15 protein-coding genes and 1 pseudogene are annotated in these 19,824 nt (G+C 65.2%); 10 read left to right on the forward strand and 6 right to left on the reverse strand.

The features are described 5' to 3' along the window. The 3 genes and pseudogenes from BMZ69_RS27355 to BMZ69_RS27365 form a co-directional block, all read left to right on the forward strand. Nucleotides 1–150 (forward strand): annotated as a pseudogene (locus BMZ69_RS27355) (acetyl-CoA C-acyltransferase); the annotation flags it as partial. Between the two features lie 3 nt (nt 151–153). Continuing rightward, nucleotides 154–1,353 carry an acyl-CoA dehydrogenase family protein gene (locus BMZ69_RS27360; RefSeq protein WP_092162928.1) on the forward strand — a complete coding sequence of 400 codons (1,200 nt, stop codon included), beginning with the start codon at nt 154–156 and terminating at the stop codon, nt 1,351–1,353. Between the two features lie 105 nt (nt 1,354–1,458). Then, on the forward strand, nt 1,459–2,637 hold the full coding sequence (locus tag BMZ69_RS27365) for an acyl-CoA dehydrogenase family protein (RefSeq protein WP_092162929.1): 1,179 nt from the start codon (nt 1,459–1,461) through the stop codon (nt 2,635–2,637). 681 nt (nt 2,638–3,318) lie between these two features. On the opposite strand, the gene BMZ69_RS27370 is transcribed toward BMZ69_RS27365, so the two are convergent. Both BMZ69_RS27370 and BMZ69_RS27375 read right to left on the reverse strand, forming a co-directional pair. Beyond that, nucleotides 3,319–4,725 carry an amidase gene (locus BMZ69_RS27370; RefSeq protein WP_092162930.1) on the reverse strand — a complete coding sequence of 469 codons (1,407 nt, stop codon included), beginning with the start codon at nt 4,723–4,725 and terminating at the stop codon, nt 3,319–3,321. Beyond that, a complete protein-coding gene (locus BMZ69_RS27375) occupies nt 4,715–5,746 on the reverse strand; it encodes a LacI family DNA-binding transcriptional regulator (protein WP_092162931.1) in 1,032 nt (343 codons plus the stop codon). Before BMZ69_RS27375 ends, BMZ69_RS27370 begins: the two co-directional genes overlap by 11 nt. 195 nt (nt 5,747–5,941) lie before the next feature. Between BMZ69_RS27375 and BMZ69_RS27380 the strand changes: the two genes are divergently transcribed. From BMZ69_RS27380 to BMZ69_RS27390, 3 genes are read left to right on the forward strand one after another with little or no spacing between them, the layout of a single operon-like run. Continuing rightward, nucleotides 5,942–6,883: an ABC transporter permease gene (locus BMZ69_RS27380; protein ID WP_092162932.1), complete on the forward strand. Its 942-nt coding sequence runs from the start codon at nt 5,942–5,944 to the stop codon at nt 6,881–6,883. 13 nt (nt 6,884–6,896) lie between these two features. Next, entirely contained in the window at nt 6,897–7,775 is an 879-nt protein-coding gene (locus BMZ69_RS27385) for an ABC transporter permease (RefSeq protein ID WP_092162933.1), read from the forward strand. Between the two features lie 49 nt (nt 7,776–7,824). Continuing rightward, nucleotides 7,825–9,384, forward strand: a complete 1,560-nt coding sequence (locus BMZ69_RS27390) for an ABC transporter substrate-binding protein (protein ID WP_244543569.1) — start codon at nt 7,825–7,827, stop codon at nt 9,382–9,384. Nucleotides 9,385–9,907: 523 nt separating this feature from the next. Here the strand turns inward: BMZ69_RS27390 and BMZ69_RS27395 are convergent. The 4 genes from BMZ69_RS27395 to phnD all read right to left on the reverse strand — a co-directional run bounded on the left by BMZ69_RS27395 (nt 9,908) and on the right by phnD (nt 13,951). Next, a complete protein-coding gene (locus BMZ69_RS27395) occupies nt 9,908–10,354 on the reverse strand; it encodes an NUDIX hydrolase (protein WP_092162935.1) in 447 nt (148 codons plus the stop codon). Between the two features lie 110 nt (nt 10,355–10,464). Continuing rightward, nucleotides 10,465–12,096 (reverse strand): phosphonate ABC transporter, permease protein PhnE, encoded by a 1,632-nt coding sequence (phnE, locus tag BMZ69_RS32210; protein WP_244543570.1) that lies wholly within the window; start codon nt 12,094–12,096, stop codon nt 10,465–10,467. Further along, nucleotides 12,093–12,884, reverse strand: a complete 792-nt coding sequence (gene phnC, locus BMZ69_RS27405; RefSeq protein WP_092162946.1) for a phosphonate ABC transporter ATP-binding protein — start codon at nt 12,882–12,884, stop codon at nt 12,093–12,095. Before phnC ends, phnE begins: the two co-directional genes overlap by 4 nt. Nucleotides 12,885–12,904: 20 nt before the next feature. After that, nucleotides 12,905–13,951, reverse strand: coding sequence for a phosphate/phosphite/phosphonate ABC transporter substrate-binding protein (gene phnD, locus BMZ69_RS27410; RefSeq protein ID WP_092162947.1), 1,047 nt, complete (start codon nt 13,949–13,951; stop codon nt 12,905–12,907). Between the two features lie 389 nt (nt 13,952–14,340). Between phnD and BMZ69_RS27415 the strand changes: the two genes are divergently transcribed. From BMZ69_RS27415 to BMZ69_RS31350, 4 genes are all read left to right on the forward strand, one after another. Further along, entirely contained in the window at nt 14,341–15,669 is a 1,329-nt protein-coding gene (locus BMZ69_RS27415; protein WP_092162948.1) for an ABC transporter substrate-binding protein, read from the forward strand. 136 nt (nt 15,670–15,805) lie between these two features. Further along, complete coding sequence (locus tag BMZ69_RS27420) at nt 15,806–17,521, forward strand: ABC transporter permease (protein ID WP_092162949.1); 1,716 nt, start codon at nt 15,806–15,808, stop codon at nt 17,519–17,521. A 1-nt stretch (nt 17,522) separates the two neighbouring features. Then, a complete protein-coding gene (locus BMZ69_RS27425; RefSeq protein ID WP_092162950.1) occupies nt 17,523–18,620 on the forward strand; it encodes an ABC transporter ATP-binding protein in 1,098 nt (365 codons plus the stop codon). 36 nt (nt 18,621–18,656) lie between these two features. Further along, nucleotides 18,657–19,277, forward strand: coding sequence for a hypothetical protein (locus BMZ69_RS31350; protein WP_139219249.1), 621 nt, complete (start codon nt 18,657–18,659; stop codon nt 19,275–19,277). Nucleotides 19,278–19,824 lie beyond the last annotated feature (547 nt).

Consider the following 19,824-nt stretch of genomic DNA (forward strand, 5'->3'; position numbering starts at 1 on the left):
GCGATCGGCCATCCCTTCGGCATGAGCGGGGCGCGGCTCGTCGGCCATGCCTTGCTGGAAGGCCGCCGACGCAAGGCGCGCTATGCCGTCGTCACTATGTGCGTCGCCGGCGGCATGGGCTGCGCCGGCCTCTTCGAAATCAATGGCTGAGCCATGGACCTACGCTTTACGCCCGAGGAAACCGCCTTCCGCGACGAGGTGCGGGGCTTCTTCCGCACGCAAGTGCCGGCTGAGATCCGCGCCAAGGTGTCGGAAGGACGCAGCCTGACGCGGGAGGACTACGTCACCTCGCAGCGCATCCTCAATGCGCGGGGCTACGCCGTGCCGCATTGGCCGAAGGAGTGGGGCGGGCAGGACTGGACGCCGATCCAGCGTTACATCTTCACCGAGGAGATGTTGCTCGCGGCGGTGCCGCTGCCGCTGCAGTTCAACTGCTACATGGTTGGCCCGGTGATCGCCGCCTTCGGCTCGCAGGCGCAGAAGGAGAAGCACCTCGCGCGCATCGCCAATCTCGACGAATGGTGGTGCCAAGGCTTCTCCGAGCCGGGCGCGGGCTCAGACCTCGCTTCCCTGAAGACCCGGGCGGTGCGTGACGGCGACCACTACATCGTCAATGGGCAGAAGACCTGGACCACGCTCGGCCAATATGCCGACTGGATCTTCTGCCTCGTCCGCACCGACCCCGCCGCCAAGAAGCAGGCCGGCATCTCCTTCATCTTGATCGACATGACCACGCCGGGCATCACGGTGCGTCCCATCATCACGCTGGAGGGCCGGCACGAGGTCAACGAAGTCTTCTTCGACAACGTCAAGGTGCCTGTCGAGAACCTTGTCGGCGAGGAGAACAAGGGCTGGGACTACGCCAAGTTCCTGCTCGCGAACGAGCGCACTGGCATCGCCCGCATCGGGCTCTCCAAGGAGCGGCTCGCCCGTGTGAAGCGCCTGGCGAAGGAAATGCCGGCCGGCGAGGGCATGCTCTGGGACGAGCGCGATTTCCGCGATCGCGTGATGAATGTCGAGATCGAACTCAAGGCGCTCGAGATCACGCAGATGCGCGTCGTCGCGGCGCAAGGACGGCGCGGCGACAACCGGCCCGATCCCGCATCCTCGATCCTGAAGATCAAGGGATCGCAGCTCCAGCAGGCGACGACGGAACTTCTCCTCGAGGTTGCAGGCCCCTTCGCGCTCGCTGCGCCGGTCCGTACCGGTGAGCTCAGCAATGATTGGCCCTTCGACTACGATTGGGCCGACGCCGCGGCGGCGAGCTATTTCAACAACCGCAAGGTCTCGATCTATGGCGGCTCGAACGAGATCCAGAAGAACATAATCGCCAAGGCGGTGCTCGGGTTGTGACACCAGGATCGACGTCTTCGGAGCCATCCGGGGCCTAGTGGATCGGCGCCGATCGCCCGGGATGAAAACGCGGCTCGACTGCAATTCGAAGGTGAGGCACGCACGATGGATTTTGACCTTTCCCCCGAGCAGACTCAGCTCAAGGATGGCGTGGAGCGACTGATCGGCTCGGCCTATGGCTCGCTCGAGCAGCGCAATGCTCGCGCGGCTGGCCCGCTCGGCTTCTCCGAGAAGGTCTGGGCACAGTTCGCCGAGATGGGGCTGACCGGCATTCCCTTCAGCGAGGACGAGGGCGGCTTCGGTGGCGGGCCGGTCGAGACGCTGGCGGTGATGGAGGCGCTGGGCAGGGGGCTCGCGCTCGAGCCCTATTTCGCGACCGTCGTGCTGGGCGGCAGCGCGGTCAGGCTTGGCGGGACGGAGGCGCTCAAGGCTCGCATCATCCCCGGCATTGTCGAAGGCACGACGCGGCTCGCCCTCGCCGTCACGGAAAAGCAGTCACGCTACGATCTCTTCGATGTCGCGACGACGGCACGGTCCGACGGCGACGGCTTCCTGATCGATGGGGCGAAGAGCGTGGTCGTCAATGGCGACAGCGCCGACCGTCTCGTCGTCAGCGCGCGAACGGACGGCGCGCGGCGGGACCGCGAGGGCATCAGCCTATTGCTGGTTCCCGCGGATGCGCCCGGCGTGACGATCCATGGCTATCCGACTCAGGATGGTGGACGCGCGGCGGAGATTTCGCTGGCGCAGGTCCGGGTCGGGGCCGACGCCTTGATCGGCCAAGCCGGAAACGGCTTGCCGGTGCTGGAGCGGGTGGCGGAGTTCGCCATCGCGGCGCTTGCGGCCGAGGCCGTCGGCATCATGGCGGCGCTGCACCAGATGACGATGGACTACCTCAAGACGCGCCAGCAGTTCGGCGGGCCGATCGCACAGTTCCAGGTGCTGCAACATCGCGCGGTCGACATGTTCATCGCGCTGGAGCAGGCGCGATCCATGGCCTTCTACGCGGCAATGATGGTCGAGCATGCCGATGCGGCCGAACGCGCGGCGGCGCTCTCGGCCGTCAAGGTGCAGATCAACCGCTCGTGCCGGCTCGTCGGTCAGGAGGCGGTGCAGCTCCATGGCGGCATCGGCATGACGATGGAATATCTCGGCGCGCACTATTTCAAGCGGCTGACGATGATCGAGAGCCTGTTCGGCGACACGCCGCATCACCTGCGCCATGTCGGCGATGCGGGCGGGCTGGAAAAGTGGGCCAATCGGCAGAGCCTTCAGGGCCAATAACAGCTGGGAAGCTTACGGGCTCGGGCGGATGTGACACCTGCCCGCGGCCATTCGTCCGCATCGCCCCGTCGAGGATGTTCGCCGTTCCGAGGAAGCTGGCCACGAAGAGATTGGCGGGCTTGTCGTAGAGCGCCATCGGCGTCCCCACCTGCACGCCGAAGGAGCGCTCGGTAATCAGCCGCCGGTTGCCGCAGACCGACTTCAGCGGCGCCCAGCCATCCTTCCAGCCTCGCGCCTGCAGGATGGTTTCGACCGTCAAGCCGATCTTCTGTCCGGTTCTTCGCGAGATCGGCTTCCCCGGGCAATCCTACTATGTCCCTTATCGCTCGACGAGCCGGGCTGGATCGAACGCGAAGGTCGTCGACCTGTTGCCTGGGTGCAGATCGGGCGTGCCCTGAGGGGAGCATGGCCGGGTTCAGCAGGAAAGCGGATGCTGGTCCTCGCTCAATTGAACTGGCTGAAGGCAGACGTTCCAGCCCTCGGCAAAGGTTCAAAATGCACTGCTGCGATGCGACGCCAGACCGAGACATTGAGCCGCTGCCCGGAAGCGGACGTTGCGCTGCTTTGGAAAGGCTGACCTCTTCCGTGAGTCACGGCCGCATCAATGTCTTGCCAAGGAGCGGCTTGGCGACAGCCAAAAAAATGGAGCGCGAGACGCCCAAATTGCTCCGGCCAGCAGCCCTACCGCGGAATAATGGGTCCCTTCGGCAAGGCCAATTCACGTTCTATCCAGGCCGCCAACCGGAATAGATCAGCCTCCCGCCGAGCATGCGACAGAATCTGCACGCCAATGGGCAAGCCTTCCCGCGAGAAGCCGATCGGAATGGCGATGGTGGGCAAGCCCGTCAGCGACCAAATGGCGGTGATGGAAATCCAGTCGAGATAGTCTGTCATCGGCTGCCCCGCGACTTCCGTCGGATACAAGGTTTCGACAGAGAAGGGCATTACCTGTGTTGCCGGGCAGATCAGGAAGTCGTGCTGGTCGAGAAAATCCACCGCTCGACGGTACAACTCGCTTCTGGCCCGATTGGCGGAGACGATAGCTTCGCCAGGCTGATCGCGGCCGCGCAAGAGGTCGGCGGCGACCGGCGGAGGAAATTCGCCGCGATGCTTCTCGAAAAGCGGCTCGAAGGTCGCATAGAATCCCTCACCGCGGAGCACGCGAAATGCATCCATCGCGCCCCCTACGCCCGGCGCGGCTCGCGTTACGGAAACCCCGGCCCCGCTCAGCATCGCGGCGAGAGTCTCAAGCGCGCTTCGTATCGGCTCTTCGATTGGCAGCGCCCCGAGATCTGCCGAGATTGCGACCCGCGCGGGCTTTCTCGGAGAGAGCGCAGCCTTGAGGAACGGGGCTTCGCCGGTCGGCGCGGTCAGGATATCCCCGGGATCGTAGCCGATCATGGCGTCGAAGAAGAGTGCAAGATCGGCCACGTCGCGCGCCATGGGCCCTTCGACGGCGATGGTGTCGAATGGGTCTGCCAGTCGTTTGCGCGGCACCCGGCCCGGGGTCGGGCGCAGGCCTGTCACGTTGCAGAACGCAGCCGGAATGCGCAGGCTGCCGCCGTAATCGTTGCCATGAGCGAGCCAGGCCTCTCCAGTGGCCAGCGCCACCGCTGCACCACCCGACGAGCCGCCACAGGTCAGGCGGCGGTCGTAAGGGTTACGCGTCGCGCCATGGACGCTGTTTGTCGTCTGCGCGCCGCCGAGTTCCGACAGGTTCGATTTGCCGAGCGTGATCGCACCGTTCGACTCCATCAGCGCTACGGTCCGATCGGACTCGGTCGAGATGCGGTCGCGAAAGATCGAGGTGCCACCGGTATTTCGCACGCCTTCGACGTCATTGTTGTCCTTGACCACGATCGGCAGCCCGCCGAGCAGAGTGGGCTTCCCGCTTCTTCGTGACGCATCGGCCAGCCGCGCCTGATCCCGCGCACGGTCGAGGCATAGCGTCGGCACGGCGTTCAGCTGCGGCTCGATGACGGCAAGGCGCGCCGCTGCCGCTTCGACCAGTTCCACCGAGGTGATCTCGCCGGCAGCGAGAAGGTCGCGCACGGCAAGCGCGCCGAGCTTGATGAGATCATCCGACATGGGCAGGTCGTCCGGTTGCGGGCATGCCGCAGGAGCGGCGGATATGGAGGCGCGGCGCCATCACGCTGGTCGTTCCGGGCCCCTGCAAGGAGCCGGAGAGTCGCCGGAGCAAAAGATCGAGCGCCGCTTCGCCCATGGCGCGGACAGGCTGGGCGACGGCGCTGAGCTGGGGCGAGACCGCCTCCGCCCAGGGAAGATCGTCGATACCGATGACCGAGATGTCCTCCGGGCAGGCGAGGCCGCGATCCGCCAACACCTTCATCACGCCAACCGTCATGAGGTTGTTGGTGGCGAAGATCGCGCTCGGCGGCTGCGGCAAGGCCAGCAGCTCGGACATGGCTTGCTCAGCCGGCTGCTGGCGGAAGGCGCCGTCGCGGATGAGGTCGGGGTCCACAGATAGGCCCGCGCCCAGCAGCGCCTCGCGATAGCCTGCGAGGCGCTCGGCTGCCGTGCGCAGCACGTCCGGCCCGTTGACCAGGCCGATCCGCTTGTGCCCGCAGCCGATGAGATGCCGTGTCGCCTCGAAGCCGGCGCGGCGGTTGTCGAGGACGACGGCGTCGTAACCCAACCCTTCCATCGCACGGTCGACGAGCACGACGGGGATCTCCAACTGGGCCAGCAGCGAAGCTCGGTTCATCGAAGCAGCGCCGGTGGGCGCCAGGATGAGCCCATCGATACGCTGCGTGCGGAGCATGCGCAGATGCGCCTCCTCGCGCTCGCTGCGCTCGTTCGAATTGCACAGCAGCACCAGATAGCCGCAAGCGGCAGCGGCATCCTCCACCGCCTCGAACAGATCGGAGAAGAACGGGTTGGTGATGTCGCCGACGATCAGGCCGATCAGCCCGCTCGATCGCTTGCGCAGCGAGCGTGCCCCGGCATGAGGCGCATAGCTCAGCTTCTCCATGGCGGCACGCACGCGCGCAGACAGCTCCGGACTGACGCGATCAACACTGTTGAGCACGTTCGACACGGTGGCCACCGACACATCGGCGAGACGCGCCACATCCCGAATCGTTGCCATCCATCCCTCGATGAAACGGTTCAAACTTAGCTTCAGCTTTGCGGATCAAAATGCATTTCGCAAGCAGGAAGTCGAAAATCACGGCCTCTTGCGGTCGGCTCTTCTCTGTGAGAGCTTGATTGAAACGTTACAAAAATCCTGAGGGAGCCGGACCGTGTGGGAGCGATTGTCCGCAGCAGAAGGCTCTGCGAAGCCATGATGTCCTATGTGCTGCGCCGGATTGCCGCGACCGTACCCGTACTCGCCTTCGTCGGCCTCTTCGTGTTCTTCCTGCTGCGGCTGACGCCGGGCGACCCGGCGATCCTCATCGCCGGCGATCAGGCCACGACCGAGCAGATCGCCTCGATCAGGGGCCAACTCGGCCTCGACAAGCCGTTGACCGAACAGTTCCTCGCCTGGGCGGGCCAGATTGCGCAGGGCAATCTCGGCCGCTCGGTCTTTTCCGACATGGAGGTGACCCGGCTGATCGGCATGCGGATCGAGCCGACCGCGATGCTGGCGCTGGTCGCGATCGTGATGGCGCTCGCCATCGCGCTGCCGCTCGGCACGCTGAGCGCGCTCAAGGCCGGCAGCCGGACGGACCGGGCGGTGATGGCATTCGCGATGGTCGGCTTCTCCTCTCCGGTCTTCGTCGTCGCCTTCCTGCTGGTCTACGTCTTCGCGCTGTCGCTCGGCTGGTTCCCGACGCAAGGCTATGTGCCGCTGTCGCAAGGGATTCTGCCCTGCCTGAACAGCCTCGTCCTGCCGGGGCTGGCGCTCGCCATGCTCTATGCGGCGCTGCTGGCGCGCGTCATGCGCGCGAGCCTGCTTGAGGTGCTTTCGGAGGACTATGTCCGGACGGCCCATGCCAAGGGCATGAAGCCGCGGCGCGTCGTGCTGCGCCATGCCTTGAAGAACGCCGCAATCCCGGTCGTGACCGTCGTCGGCGTCGGCATCGCCGCCTTGCTCGGCGGCGTGGTGGTGACCGAGACCGTGTTCAACATCCCGGGCCTGGGACGACTGACGACTGATGCCATCCTGAGACGGGACTATCCCGTGGTGCAGGGGCTCATCCTCGTCTTCTCGCTCGTCTATGTCACCGTCAACCTGCTGGTCGATCTCAGCTATGTGCTGTTCGATCCGCGCATCCGCTATTGAGGGCGCCGTGGCGATGACCGTGACCGGCTCTGTCGCGCAGAAGGCGCCCGGCCTCTTTCAGAACCTCGGCGGTTTCCTGCGCACCAACCCCACGATCCTGATCGGCCTCGCGGTTCTCGCGGCCTTCACCAGCGTCGCGCTGATCGCGCCCTACATCCTGCCCGATCCGGTCCGGGTCAATCCGATCCAGCGTTTGCGGCCGCCTGGCATCGACCATTGGTTCGGCACCGACCAGCTCGGGCGCTCCACCTTGTCGCGTACGCTGAACGGCACCCGGATATCGCTGACGATCGGCGCGCTCGTCACGATCCTGACGGTGACCTTCGGGCTTTTTATCGGGCTCGTCGCCGGTTTCGTCCGATGGCTGGACGGAACGGTGATGCGGATCATGGACGGCCTCATGGCCATCCCCGGCATTCTCCTGGCCATCGCGCTGATGTCGCTGTTCGGCTCCAGCGTCCAGAACGTGGTGATCGCGATCAGCATCGCGGAAATCCCGCGCATGGCCCGCGTCGTCCGCTCTTCCGTGCTGGTGCTGCGCGAGCAGACCTATGTCGAGGCGGCGATCACCAACGGCGCGAGCCTGCCGCGGATGCTGCTGCGCCACATCCTGCCCAATGCGGCTGCGCCCGTGATCGTTCAAGCGACCTACGTCTTCGCCTCGGCGATGATCGTGGAATCGATCCTGTCCTTCCTCGGAGCCGGCACGCCACCGACGATCCCGAGCTGGGGAAACATGCTGGCCGAGGCCCGCCCCTTCATGCAACGCGCGCCCTGGATGATCGCTTTTCCGGGCGTGGCGCTCGCGCTGCTCGTTCTGACGGTCAACGTGCTCGGCGACGCCTTGCGCGACGCCATCGATCCTCGCCTCGCCCGCAAGCTCAGGGTTTGAGGCCGCGCATAACAACAAGAACCCGGAACAATCCATAGGGAGGAAAACGATGAAAAGCCTGACCAGACGAATGACGTTGGCCGGCGGCTTCGCCCTGTCGCTGGCGGCACTACCTGCTGCCGCGCAGACCGTATTGAAGGTCCGTCCTTTCGGCGACCTGCGCACGCTCGATCCGATGACGACCTCGGACTACATGGTCCGCAACCACGCCTACATGGTCTACGACACGCTCTTCGCACAGGACGCCAAGGGCCTGATCAAGCCGCAGATGGCGGAGAGCTTCACGACCTCCGCCGACGGCCTGACCTGGACCTTCGTTCTCCGCGACGGATTGATGTTCCACGACAACACGCCGGTGACGAGCACCGACGTCGTCGCCTCGCTGAAGCGCTGGGGCGAGCGCGACGGACTCGGCCAACAGCTGATGGCGCATACCGCCTCGCTGACGGCGAGCGATCCGAAGACGATCACACTCGTGCTCAAGGATCGCTGGAGCCTGGTGCTCGATGCGCTGGGCAAGCCAAGCTCGATGCTGCCGGTGATCATGCCGGCACGCATCGCCGCCACGCCATCGAACCAGAACATCACCGACGCGACCGGCTCCGGCCCCTTCATGCTGGTCAAGGACCAGTGGTCGCCGGGCTCGAAGATCGTCTACGCCAAGGCCCCGACCTATCAGCCGCGCAAGGAAGCTCCGGACGGGCTCGCCGGCGGCAAGCAGGCGAATGTCGACCGCGTCGAATGGCTGATCATGCCCGATGCCCAGACGGCGCTGAACGCACTGCAGGCCGGCGAGATCGACATCTTCGAGGAGATGCCGCCGGACATGATCTCGCTCGTGAAGGGCAACGCGAAGATCACCGTCTCCAAGCTCGCCGCGCTGCAGGGCGTCTTCCGAATGAACCAGTCGCAGCCGCCTTTCAACAATCCCAAGCTGCGGCAAGCGATCCTGCGCCTGGTCGACCAGGAGCAGGTGGTCCGTGCCTATGTCGACGACAAGACGCTCTATACAGCCTGCCCGTCCTTCTACATGTGCGATTCGCCCTATTTCACCGATGCGGCCTGGCCGAAGCCGGATGTGGCGGCAGCCAAGAAGCTGATCGCCGAAAGCGGGTACAAGGGCGAGAAGATCGTCGTGCTCGATGCCACGGAGACTGCGCTGAGCCCGCAGACCCTCGTCGTCTCGCAGCTGATGCGCGATGCCGGTCTCAACGTTGATTATCAGGCGATGGACTGGGGCACGCTGTCGAGCCGGCGCACCAGCAAGAACCCGGTCGATCAGGGTGGCTGGTCAACCTTTGCCTCCGGCCCGGCCGCACCCGACATGACCGAGCCCGTCGGCCATCTGGCGCTGCGGTCCAATTGCGACAGCTCCTGGTTCGGCTGGCCCTGCGACGCGGCCATCGAGAAGCTGCGGGCCGAGTTCACGATGGCTCCCGATCTTGATGCCCGCAAGGCGATTGCGCGCAAGATCCAAGAGCGAGCCGTCGAGACGGTGCCTTACGTGCCCGTGGGACAATTCTGGCTCGTGCGCGGTCGGCAAGCCAGCCTTCAAGGTCTGCTTTCGCCTGGGGTCCCGGTCTACTGGAACGTATCGAAGGGGCGATAACGCAGACGTTGGTGCGCTTGTCGGAGTCCGATGTTGAGCGCTCAGAAATTCTGCGCCGACGCCGGGCTTAGGGAAGCGCGACCACGCAGTTGAAACCAACCTGAAAGATGTCGCTGTCGTTCAGCAAGATGCGCCAATTCCGGACATTCGTCGTTGCCGGTTAGCAGTCATTGACTGCTGGAGCATTTTCGAGCGAAGTGGGCACCGGTTCGCGTGACGAAAATGCGATAAAGCAAGGACCTGGAGCAATTTCGCGATACGAAGAATTGCGGAAATGCTCTAGGAATAACTGTACGGATCCTGCATGAGAACTGGTGCAATGTGATTTTGGTTTGGCGCGATCCGGTTTCCAGGTCACGCCGATCTCTATGAAATCTTGCTGCACGTGCCCGGTAAAAATCTGCCTGTTTCATCAGGCAAGCCGACATGTCTCAAGCGCAGACTGTGCTGTTCACCGGCGCATCCTCGGAGCTGGACAGCAAGCTGATACCGCGCGCCGTGCCGAGCAAAGACAACGAGAGATCTAACCTCTTTCATGACCGGTGACCTCCAGCGACCGCAAGAGCGCGCTCAGGCCTGCCTCGCCGGCCAGATCCGCCGCGTCGCCCAGCCTGAACCATTGCTGGCGCCGTTCATCGCGTTCCGGCCAGTCCTCCAGCCGCTGCTCCACGATCAGCTGAAAGACCTTCACGCGGCAGAGCACATCATCGTCGGCGATGCGCTTCCAGTAGAGATACTTACCTATCGATTTCTTTCGCACCTTGCCGCGAACGCCCGCCTCTTCCTGCGCTTCGCGCGCGGCGGCTTCATGCGCCTTCAGCCCTTTGATCGGCCAACCCTTCGGAATCGTCCAACGCTTGGTCGTGCGTGTTGTGACGAGCAGAATCTCGGCCGTCCCGTCTGCCGAGAAGCGCAGTGGCAAAGCTCCGACCTGAAGGCGTGCTTTCTCAGCACGCAAAACTGCTTGCATCGATTCACAATCTAAAAAAAGTCTAGACTAATGATACCCGGTCAGGTTCTAGCGATGCAAGAGTCGGTTTGTGCTGATTGGGGCCGGCATCGGCCAGCCCGGCATCATGCTCAGATCACCTTCGCGCGCAGTGTCGCGGTGACGATCTCGGTGACGACCACCACCGCGAAGATCACGACGAGCACGAGCCCGACCTGGTCCCAGTAGAGATTGTCCATCGCCGCCTGCAGGGCGACGCCGAGGCCGCCGGCGCCGACCAGGCCGAGCACGGCGCTCTCGCGCACATTGATGTCCCAGCGGAACAGGCTGACGGCGAGGAAGGCGGGCTTCACCTGCGGCCAGAAGCCTTTGAGCAGCACCGAGCGCCAAGGCGCGCCGGCGGCCCGCAGCGCCTCGATCGGGCCGGGCTTGGCCTCCTCGATCGCCTCGGCCAGGAACTTGCCGGTGAAGCCGATCGAGTGCACCGCCACCGCCATGACGCCGGCGAGGGCGCCGGGGCCGAAGATGGCGACGAAGAGCAGCGCCCAGACCAGCGTATGCACCGAACGCGTTGCGACAAGGATGAAGCGGCCGAGCGTGTTGACCCAGATCGAGGACGAGATGTTACGGGCGCACATCAGCGCGACCGGGGTCGCCATGAGGATCGCCAGCACCGTGCCAAGCGTCGCGGTATGCAGCGTCTCGATCAGCGCCTGCTGCACGGTCTTGGGGAAGTAGGCCCAGTCGATCGGCCACATCCTCGTGAAGAGGTCGACCGTCTGCGCCGGCGCGTCGTAGAGGAATTCCGGGATCACCTCGATGGTCTGGACCGACCAGCCCAGCGCCAGGGCCGCTAGGCCCCAGAAGGCGAGGCGCATGCCGCGCTCGGCCGCGGTGAAGCGATGCCAGACCGGGCCGGAGGCGCCTTGCTTGACCTCGCCGCTCGGCGCTTCGTCCTGATAGACCCGGCGCATGAAGGCGGAGAGGATCTCGCCGGCCATCACCGCCAGGATGATCGCGATGATGATGGTCAGCACGAAATCGTAGTCGAAGCGCTGGAAAGCGGTGAACAGGGTGGCGCCGATGCCGCCGCCGCCGACCAGGCCGACGAGGGCGGAATTGCGCAGGTTCGAGTCGAGCTGGTAGGCGGCAAAGCCGATGAAGCGCGGCAGCACCTGCGGTACCACGCCCATGGTCACCACCGAGAGGAAGGGGGAGCCGGCGGCGCGCAGCGCCTCGATCGGCTTCATCGACATCTCCTCGATCGCCTCGGCGATCAGCTTGGCGATGAAGCCGATGGTGGCGACGATCAGCGCCAGGATGCCGGCGAGCGCACCGAAGCCGACCGCCTTGACGAAGAGGATGGCGACGATGACCGGGTGGAAGGTCCGGCAGAGAGCGATGAGACCGCGCGCCAGGATCGTCACCGGCAGGGGCATCAGGTTGCGGGCGGCGCAGAGGCCGACGGGCAAGGCCAGCAGCACGCCGGCGCCGGTTGCGATGATAGCGATCTGCAGCGATTCCAGCATGCCCTGCGCGAGCAGCTGCAGCTTGTCGTGCGCCAGGTTCGGCGGGAACATGCGGCCAAGGAAGCGTGCGCCATTGCCGAGGCCCTGGACGAAGCGCTCCCACCGGATGTCGACGATGCCCGCCGCATAGATGACATAGGCGACGAACAGCACCGCGCCGAGGCGCAGCGGCCAGTTCGGCGGGAAGGCGCGGGCGCGTAGGCTGCCGCCGGCGCTCACAGGAGGGGCGCTCATTCCATCCAGCCTTCGCCGCCATAGATCTCGGCGAGATGGCTGTCCTGCAGCCCGGCCGGCGGCCCGTCATAGATGACGAGGCCCTTGGACATGCCGATCATCCGCAGCGCGTAGCGTCGCGCCAGCGCGACGTTGTGGATGTTGACGAGCACCGGGATATCGCGCTCCCGGCCCACCTTCGCGAGCAGCTCCATGATCTCGACCGAGGTCTTGGGATCGAGCGAGGAGGTCGGCTCGTCGGCGAGGATCAGGTCCGGCTCCTGCATCACCGCGCGGGCGATGCCGACGCGCTGGCGCTGGCCGCCGGAGAGCTGGTCGGCACGGCGGGTGGCGAAGTCGCCGAGGCCGACCGATTCCAGCAGGGCAAAGGCGTGGGCGATGTCCTCCTCGGGGAAGCGCCGCGTCCAGGCGCGCCAGACCGGGACATAGCCGAGCCGGCCGCAGAGCACGTTCTCGATCACCGTCAGCCGCTCGACCAGGTTGTATTCCTGGAAGACCATGCCGAGGCGGCGACGCGCCGCCCTGAGAGGCTCGCCCTGCAGCGTCGCCAGGTCGGTCCCGCCCAGCATGATCGAGCCGGAGGTCGGGTCGACCAGACGGTTGATGCAGCGGATCAGCGTCGACTTGCCAGTGCCGGACGGGCCGATAATCGCGACGATGCCGGGCTCGGAGACGCTGAGCGAGATGTCGCGCAGGACCGGCTGGCCCTTGCGATACTCCTTGACGAGGTTGCGGATGACGAGCGCCCGGCCATGGCCGGGCGCCTCTGCGACGGGAAGGGCGCTCATGAGCTGCGAAAGACTTTCGGTCAGGGCTTGGCCGGCGCGGGCTGCTGCGCCTTCTTGGCGGCGGCCTCGGCCTCGCGCCTGGCTTCGGCGTCGTAGGCCGACTTGTTGTAGGGCGTGCCCGACTTCTCGGCGACATCGCGCACGATCGCCCAGTCCTTCTGGTAGGTGATCGGCAGGAAGCGGTCGTCGCCGTTGAACTCCTTGGTCATTTCCGGGGTGAAGCGGAAGGAGAAGAAGCAGTCGGTCAGCTTCCTGGCGAGCTCGGGCTTGAGATCGTGCGCATAAGCGAAGGACGAGGTGGGGAAGATCGCGCTGCGATAGATCTCGCGGGTGTCGTCCTTCTTGATCGTGCCGCGCACGATCATGCGCTCATAGACGTCGCCGGCGACGGCGCCCATGTCGTAGTCGCCCGAGACCACGCCGAGGATCGACTTGTCGTGGCCGCCCGACATCAGCGGCTTGTAGTCCTTATCGGCCTCGAGGCCATGCTCGGGGAAGAGCACGCGCGGAGCGAGGTTGCCCGAGTTGGACGAGGGCGAGGTGTGGGCGACCTTCTTGCCCTTGAGGTCGGCGAGCTTTTGGTAGGGGCTGGAGGCCTTGACCACGGCGACGAGATTGTAGCCGCGCACACCCTCGGCCGAGCCCTTGGCGGCGAAGGGGATCGCGCCGGCGAGGTTGACCGCGAAGCCGGTCGGCCCGGTCGAGAAGCCGGCGAAGTGCAGGCGGCCGGAGCGCATCGCCTCGATCTCGGCCGAGTTCGACTGCACGGGATAATAGACGATGCGCTTGCCGGTGCAGGCGGCGAGATGGTCGGTCAGCGGCTTGAAGATGTTGGCGTAGACGGCCGGGTCCTCGACCGGCGTATAGGCCCAGACCAGCGCCGACGGATCCCTCTGCTTCGAGGCCTCGGTCGGCACGTCGGCGACGAGGTCCTTGTTGGCGTCGCAGTACATGGTGTCGAGCTGGCCGCGATTGGGGCAGGCGTCCTGCGCCTGCGCCGCCCCGGCGAGCCGGAGGCCAAGGAGCAGCGAGGTCGTGGCGGTCAGGCAAGTCAGCGTCTTGGTCATAGTCGGCGTCTCTCCCGGTCGGTCTTGATTATGAGCTGGCTATAGTATGTGACATAAAATCGTCACACTCCAGTCAGGCGAGGCACCAGGTCTTACGACCAAAGTGGCATTATCCACTGTAATGACCGATGTGATCGCAACCTGCCTGGCAGGACGGCCAGATTCACACCTTTTGCTGCCACCTATCGTGAAAGCCGGCTCAGCGCTCGGTTGAGTGGCGCCGGCACGCGAGACGCTTCTCACTAACTTCGTTCGGTCTCCGGCAAAGAGTGGGATGACATGCCCGCGCTTTTTATGACAGTTTTGCGACAACGGCCGTCCGGATTCCCGGACTTGCCCTCCGCGGACCTCGACGTCGGCGGATGAAGAACGACCAAGGGAGGATCAGAATGTTCACACGCAGGATCGCGCTCGTCTCGGCGCTCGGGCTGGCCCTGGCCGCCTCGGCCGCCCAGGCGCAGGCGCCGTCGGGCAAGGTCACGGTGGTGACCTCGTTCTCGAAGGACGTCACCGACCCGATCAAGAAAGCCTTCGAGAAGGCGGTGCCGGGCGTCACGCTCGAAGTCCAGAACCGCAACACCAATGCCGGCGTGAAATATGTCGAGGAGACCAAGGCCAACAATCAGGTCGACCTGTTCTGGGCCTCGGCGCCGGACGCCTTCGAGGTGCTGAAGGGCAAGCAGCTGCTCACCGCCTACAAGCCGAAGGCGACCGGCATCCCCGAGAAGATCGGCTCCTATCCGATCAACGATCCTGCCGGCTTCTATTTCGGCTTCGCGGCCTCCGGCTACGGCATCATGTGGAACGAGCGCTATGCCAAGGCCAACAAGCTGCCCGAGCCCAAGGACTGGCAGGATCTCGCCAGGCCGGCCTTCTTCGGCCATGTCTCGATCGCCTCGCCCGCACGCTCGGGCACGACGCATCTGACCGTCGAGACCATCCTGCAGGGCGAGGGCTGGGAGAAGGGCTGGCGGACCCTCAAGGAGATGTCCGGCAATTTCCACTCGATCACCGAGCGCTCCTTCGGCGTGCCGGAGGCGGTCAATTCCGGCCAGGTCGGCGTCGGCATCGTCATCGACTTCTTCGCCTTCTCGGCTCAGGCCTCGGGCTTCCCGGTCAAGTTCGTCTATCCGACCGTGACCACGGTCGTGCCGGCCAATGTCGGCATCATCGCCAATCCGCCGAACAAGGCGGCGGCCGAGGCCTTCATCGAGTTCCTGCTCTCGCCGGCCGGCCAGGAGGTGCTGCTCGAGCCGGGCATCCGCCGCCTGCCCGTCAATCCGGCCGTCTACGCCAAGGCCGGCGCGGACTATCCCAATCCCTTCACCGATCCGCGCTTCCAGAAGATGATCGGCTTCGACGTCGACAAGTCGGAGGCGCGCACCGCCGTGGTCGACACGCTGTTCGACCAATTGATCTCCTTCCAGCTCGACGCCCTGAAGGGCGTCACCAAGACGCTGCACGAGGTCGACGCCGCGCTGGCCAAGAAGCCGAACGCCCAGGCCAAGGCGCTCGCCGACGAGGCGCGCAACCTAGTCGCGGCGTTGCCGGTGACGGAGGCGCAGGCATCGAGCCCCGAGCTGCGCGGCGCCTTCACCGGCGGCAAGGAGAAGGGCGCGCGCCAGGCAGAGGTCGAGGCGCAATGGGCGAGCTTCGCCCGCGACAACTACGCCAAGGCGAAGGCCAAGGCCGAGGAGGCGCTGAAGGCGGCGAAGTGAGCGTGCGTCATTCTCGGGCGGCGCGTATGCGCCGACCCGGGAATCTCATGCCGGATATGGCTCCGTTGAAGCTGCGCCACTCGTCCGGAGATGCCCGGATCAAGCCCGGGCATGACGCCCTCTCGCAAGGCCAGACATGACCGCCGTCCCCACGACCCAGCCCCGCATCCGCACCTTCTCCGCCACGCCCGGCCAGATCGCGCTGGCGCTCGCCATCGCGGCCTTCCTGTTCGTCTTCCTGGTGCTGCCGGTGACGACGGTGATCTATGTCGCCTTTACCGAGAAGGGTACCTCGACCTTCACGCTGGTCAATTTCTACGACTTCGTCCGCACCGAGCTGTTCATGCGCTCCTTGTGGAACTCCTTCTATGTCTCGGCGATGTCGGTGGTCTGGGCCTCGGTCCTGGCATTGCCGCTGGCCTATGTCACCACACGCTTCGCCTTCCGCGGCGCCGCGATCGTCCAGACGCTCGGCTTCCTGCCGCTGATTATGCCGCCCTTCGTCGGCGCCGTGGCGATGCAGCTCTTCTTCGGCCGCAACGGCTCGATCAACCTGCTCCTGGACGACTGGTTCGGCTTCAAGATCGATTTCATGGAGGGGCTGAACGGCGTCATCTTCGTCCAGTCGGTCCATTATTTCCCATTCATCCTGATCAATCTCTCCGCTGCGCTGCGCAATATCGACCGCGCCATGGAGGAGGCCGCGCAGAACCTCGGCTCCTCCGGCTTTCGCCTGTTTCGGCGCATCGTCTTCCCGCTGGCGCTGCCGGGCTATCTCGCCGGCGCCTCGCTGGTTTTCGTCAAGGTCTTCGACGATCTCGCGACGCCGCTGCTGCTCAACGTCAAGGACATGCTGGCGCCGCAGGCCTATCTGCGGGTGACCTCGATCGGCATCGCCGACCCGATGGGCTATGTCATCTCGGTCGTGCTGATCGTCGCCTCGGTGCTGGCGATGTGGCTCTCGGCGCTGGCGCTGAAGGGTCGCGACTACGCCACGACACAGCGCGGCGGCGGCGGGCTCGCCCGGCGGGTGATGCGCCCGCATGAGGCGGTGTTCGGCTATGGCGTCGTCATCCTGATCCTCGCGCTGGTGCTGGCGCCTCATCTCGGCTTGCTGCTGCTCTCCTTCGCGACGATCTGGTCGTTCTCGCCGCTGCCGGACGCCTATACGGTCGCCCATTACGGCCGCGTCTTTGGAGAAAGTTCGCTCTACATCAAGAACACGCTGATCTATGCCGCGCTCGCCGGCGGCATCGACGTCGTGCTCGGCGTCGCCATCGCCTATCTCGTGCTGCGCACGAAGTTGATCGGGCGTGAATGGCTCGACTGGATGGCCTCGGCCGCGCTCGCCATCCCCGGCGTCGTGCTCGGCATCGGCTATCTCAGGACCTTCTACGGCATCACCCTGCCGGACGGCACGCCGCTCGCCGCGCTCTGGATCACCATTGTGCTGGCGCTGGCGATCCGGCGGCTGCCCTATGCCTTGCGGGCCTGCCATGCCGCGCTCCAGCAGATCTCGGTCTCGCTGGAGGAAGCGGCCGAGAATCTCGGCGCCACCAAGGCCCGCACCGTGCGCCGCATCGTCGTACCGCTGATGACCGGCGGCATCCTCGCCGGCTTCGTCACCTCCTTCGCCACCGCTGCGGTCGAGCTCTCGGCAACGCTGATGCTGGTGCAGTCCAACTCCGACGCGCCGCTGGCCTATGGGCTCTACGTCTTCATGCAGTCGGCCGCCGGGCGCGGGCCGGGCGCGGCGCTCGGCGTCGTCGCGGTCGTGCTCGTCGCTCTCTGCACCTTTCTCTCGCACCTCATCGTCGAACGCAGCCAGAAGGCCAAGGGAATGGGCCACTGACATGAACGCAAACGTCTCCCTGACCACGCCGGCCGTCTCGGTCGCGATCGAGGGCGTCAACCTGTCCTATGGCGACAACCATGTGCTGAAGGACGTGAACCTCGCGATCGACCCCGGCGAGTTCTTCGCCTTCCTCGGCCCCTCCGGCTGCGGCAAGACCACGCTTCTACGACTGATCGCCGGCTTCAACCGCGCCGATACCGGCCGCGTCGCGATCGGTGGGCAGGACATCTCCAGCCAGCCGCCCTGGAAGCGCGATGTCGGCATGGTCTTCCAGTCCTATGCGCTCTGGCCGCATATGAGCGTGCGCCGCAATGTCGCCTTCGGGCTGGAGGAGCGCGGCGTGAAGCGCGCCGAGATCGGCCGGCGGGTCGAGGCCGCGCTCGGCCTCGTCGGCCTCGCCCATCTCGCCGAGCGCCGGCCCTCGCAGCTCTCCGGCGGCCAGCAACAGCGCGTCGCGGTGGCGCGTACCGTCGCGGTCGAGCCCAAGGTGCTGCTGCTCGACGAGCCGCTCTCCAATCTCGACGCCAAGATGCGCGTGCAGGTCCGGCGCGAATTGCGCGATCTGCAGCAGAGGCTCGGCCTGACCACGATCTTCGTCACCCACGACCAGGAGGAGGCCAACTCGATCTGCGACCGCATCGCCGTGATGAACGAGGGCATCGTCCAGCAGGTCGGCACGCCGATGGAGCTCTATGAGCGCCCGGCCAACCTCTTCGTCGCCGGCTTCCTCGGCACCGCCAACATCCTGGAGGGACGTGTCGTCGGCAGCGGCGCGGGGCGCTGCTTCGAGATCGACGGCGGTACGAAATTTCCGATCGGCGAGGGGGCAGCCGTTCCCGACGGCGCGGCGCTGGTCTTCCGCCCGCAGCATGCCGGTCTCGTCGACCGGGCCGCCTCGCAGGACGGCGCGCTATCCTTGCCCTGCGTCATCGCCAACCGCGAATTCCTCGGCGCAAGCGTCCGCTACGGCGTCCGCATCGGCGGTGCCGAGTTGGCCGTCGACATGCCGTTCCAGTCCGGACACGACCTGTTCGACATCGGCAGCAGCGCTTGGCTAAGGCTCTCGCCCCACATGCTTCACTGGCTCCCGGCGTGAGTGGCAAATCGATATGGGTCTGAAGACAAAAGACCTGTGCTCCGCCGCGGCACCATCTGCGCGATATCGTTCATTGCGCGTGTATGGGGTTTCGACGCCGACCAGCAGCGCCATTGCGGTTTGAGCGGGATCACCAAAAAGAGGCGCGTCGCCTGCGACAAGCCGGAGGGCGGCCGCCTGACGCAGCTCCTCGAGAGCAGGCCGAATCAGGCGGTGACGATCGCTTACGACGCTGACGGCGGTGTCTGGAAGGAACGGCTGCTCAGCCAGGCCGTCGAGCGCATGGCACGACGCCTAGAGCAGTTCCGCAATTCCTCGAATCGCGAAATCGCTCTAGGTCCTTGTTTTATCGCAATTTCTTCACGTGAACCGGTGTCCACTTCGCTCGAAAATGCTCTAGCGAAGAACGGGCTGATGCGGCAGGGGCTGACACTGAAGGGGCTGCGCCATGCCCGCGGCGTCGAGCTGGCGATGGCGGGTGCGAGCGATGCCGAGATCATGGCCCAGACGAGCATGCGACCGACAAGGCTGTGGAGATCGATCGCCGGCAGGCGCAGTGCCGTGGCCTTGCCGACAACGGGCAGGTCAGGATCGACAACATCATCGACCTCGCGCCAAGCGCAAAGCCGAGAACCAAGCATGAATGGGAGGCTGTAAACGGTGCTGCTGAAGAGGAGCTAAGAAATGGCGCGCCCGACGAGATAATGATGGGCACTGTCATCGTTGGGAAGTTCGAAGTCTGCGAAGGCTTTGAGGCGACGCGCTGATACGGAATGTGTCCGGACGCACTATTCCGCGAGCCGATCGGCGCCATAGTACTACTGGGGCCCATGTCCGATCTCCGGACATGGGGCTCTAACGCCCTCGGTTCGCTCACATTGTGGCCAAGCTAGGAATTCGTCATCCATGTCGAAGGCAAGTAGGTCATGGCCCGGCTGGACGAGTGCGATCTGACCGTTACCCGACTGAAAATATTCAGATTTTCCTACATTGTATGGCTAGACATCGGCGCGGGCGCTGCCGATCTTCTGCGGCGGGAGCCGGCTCTCACGACCTTGGTGCACCTCAAGAGGCGTGGGACCAATGACGAATTTTCTACCTGATCCGCAAGCAGCGGATATCGCGGCGAAAGGAAACAGTCCACTCGATCCCTGCTGGCACCAGCGGCCACCGGGGGCGAGAGGGCGTCGTCGCACACAGCGTC

The sequence above is a fragment of the Allobosea sp. CRIB-10 genome (assembly GCF_900112185.1).
Lineage (GTDB): Bacteria > Pseudomonadota > Alphaproteobacteria > Rhizobiales > Beijerinckiaceae > Allobosea.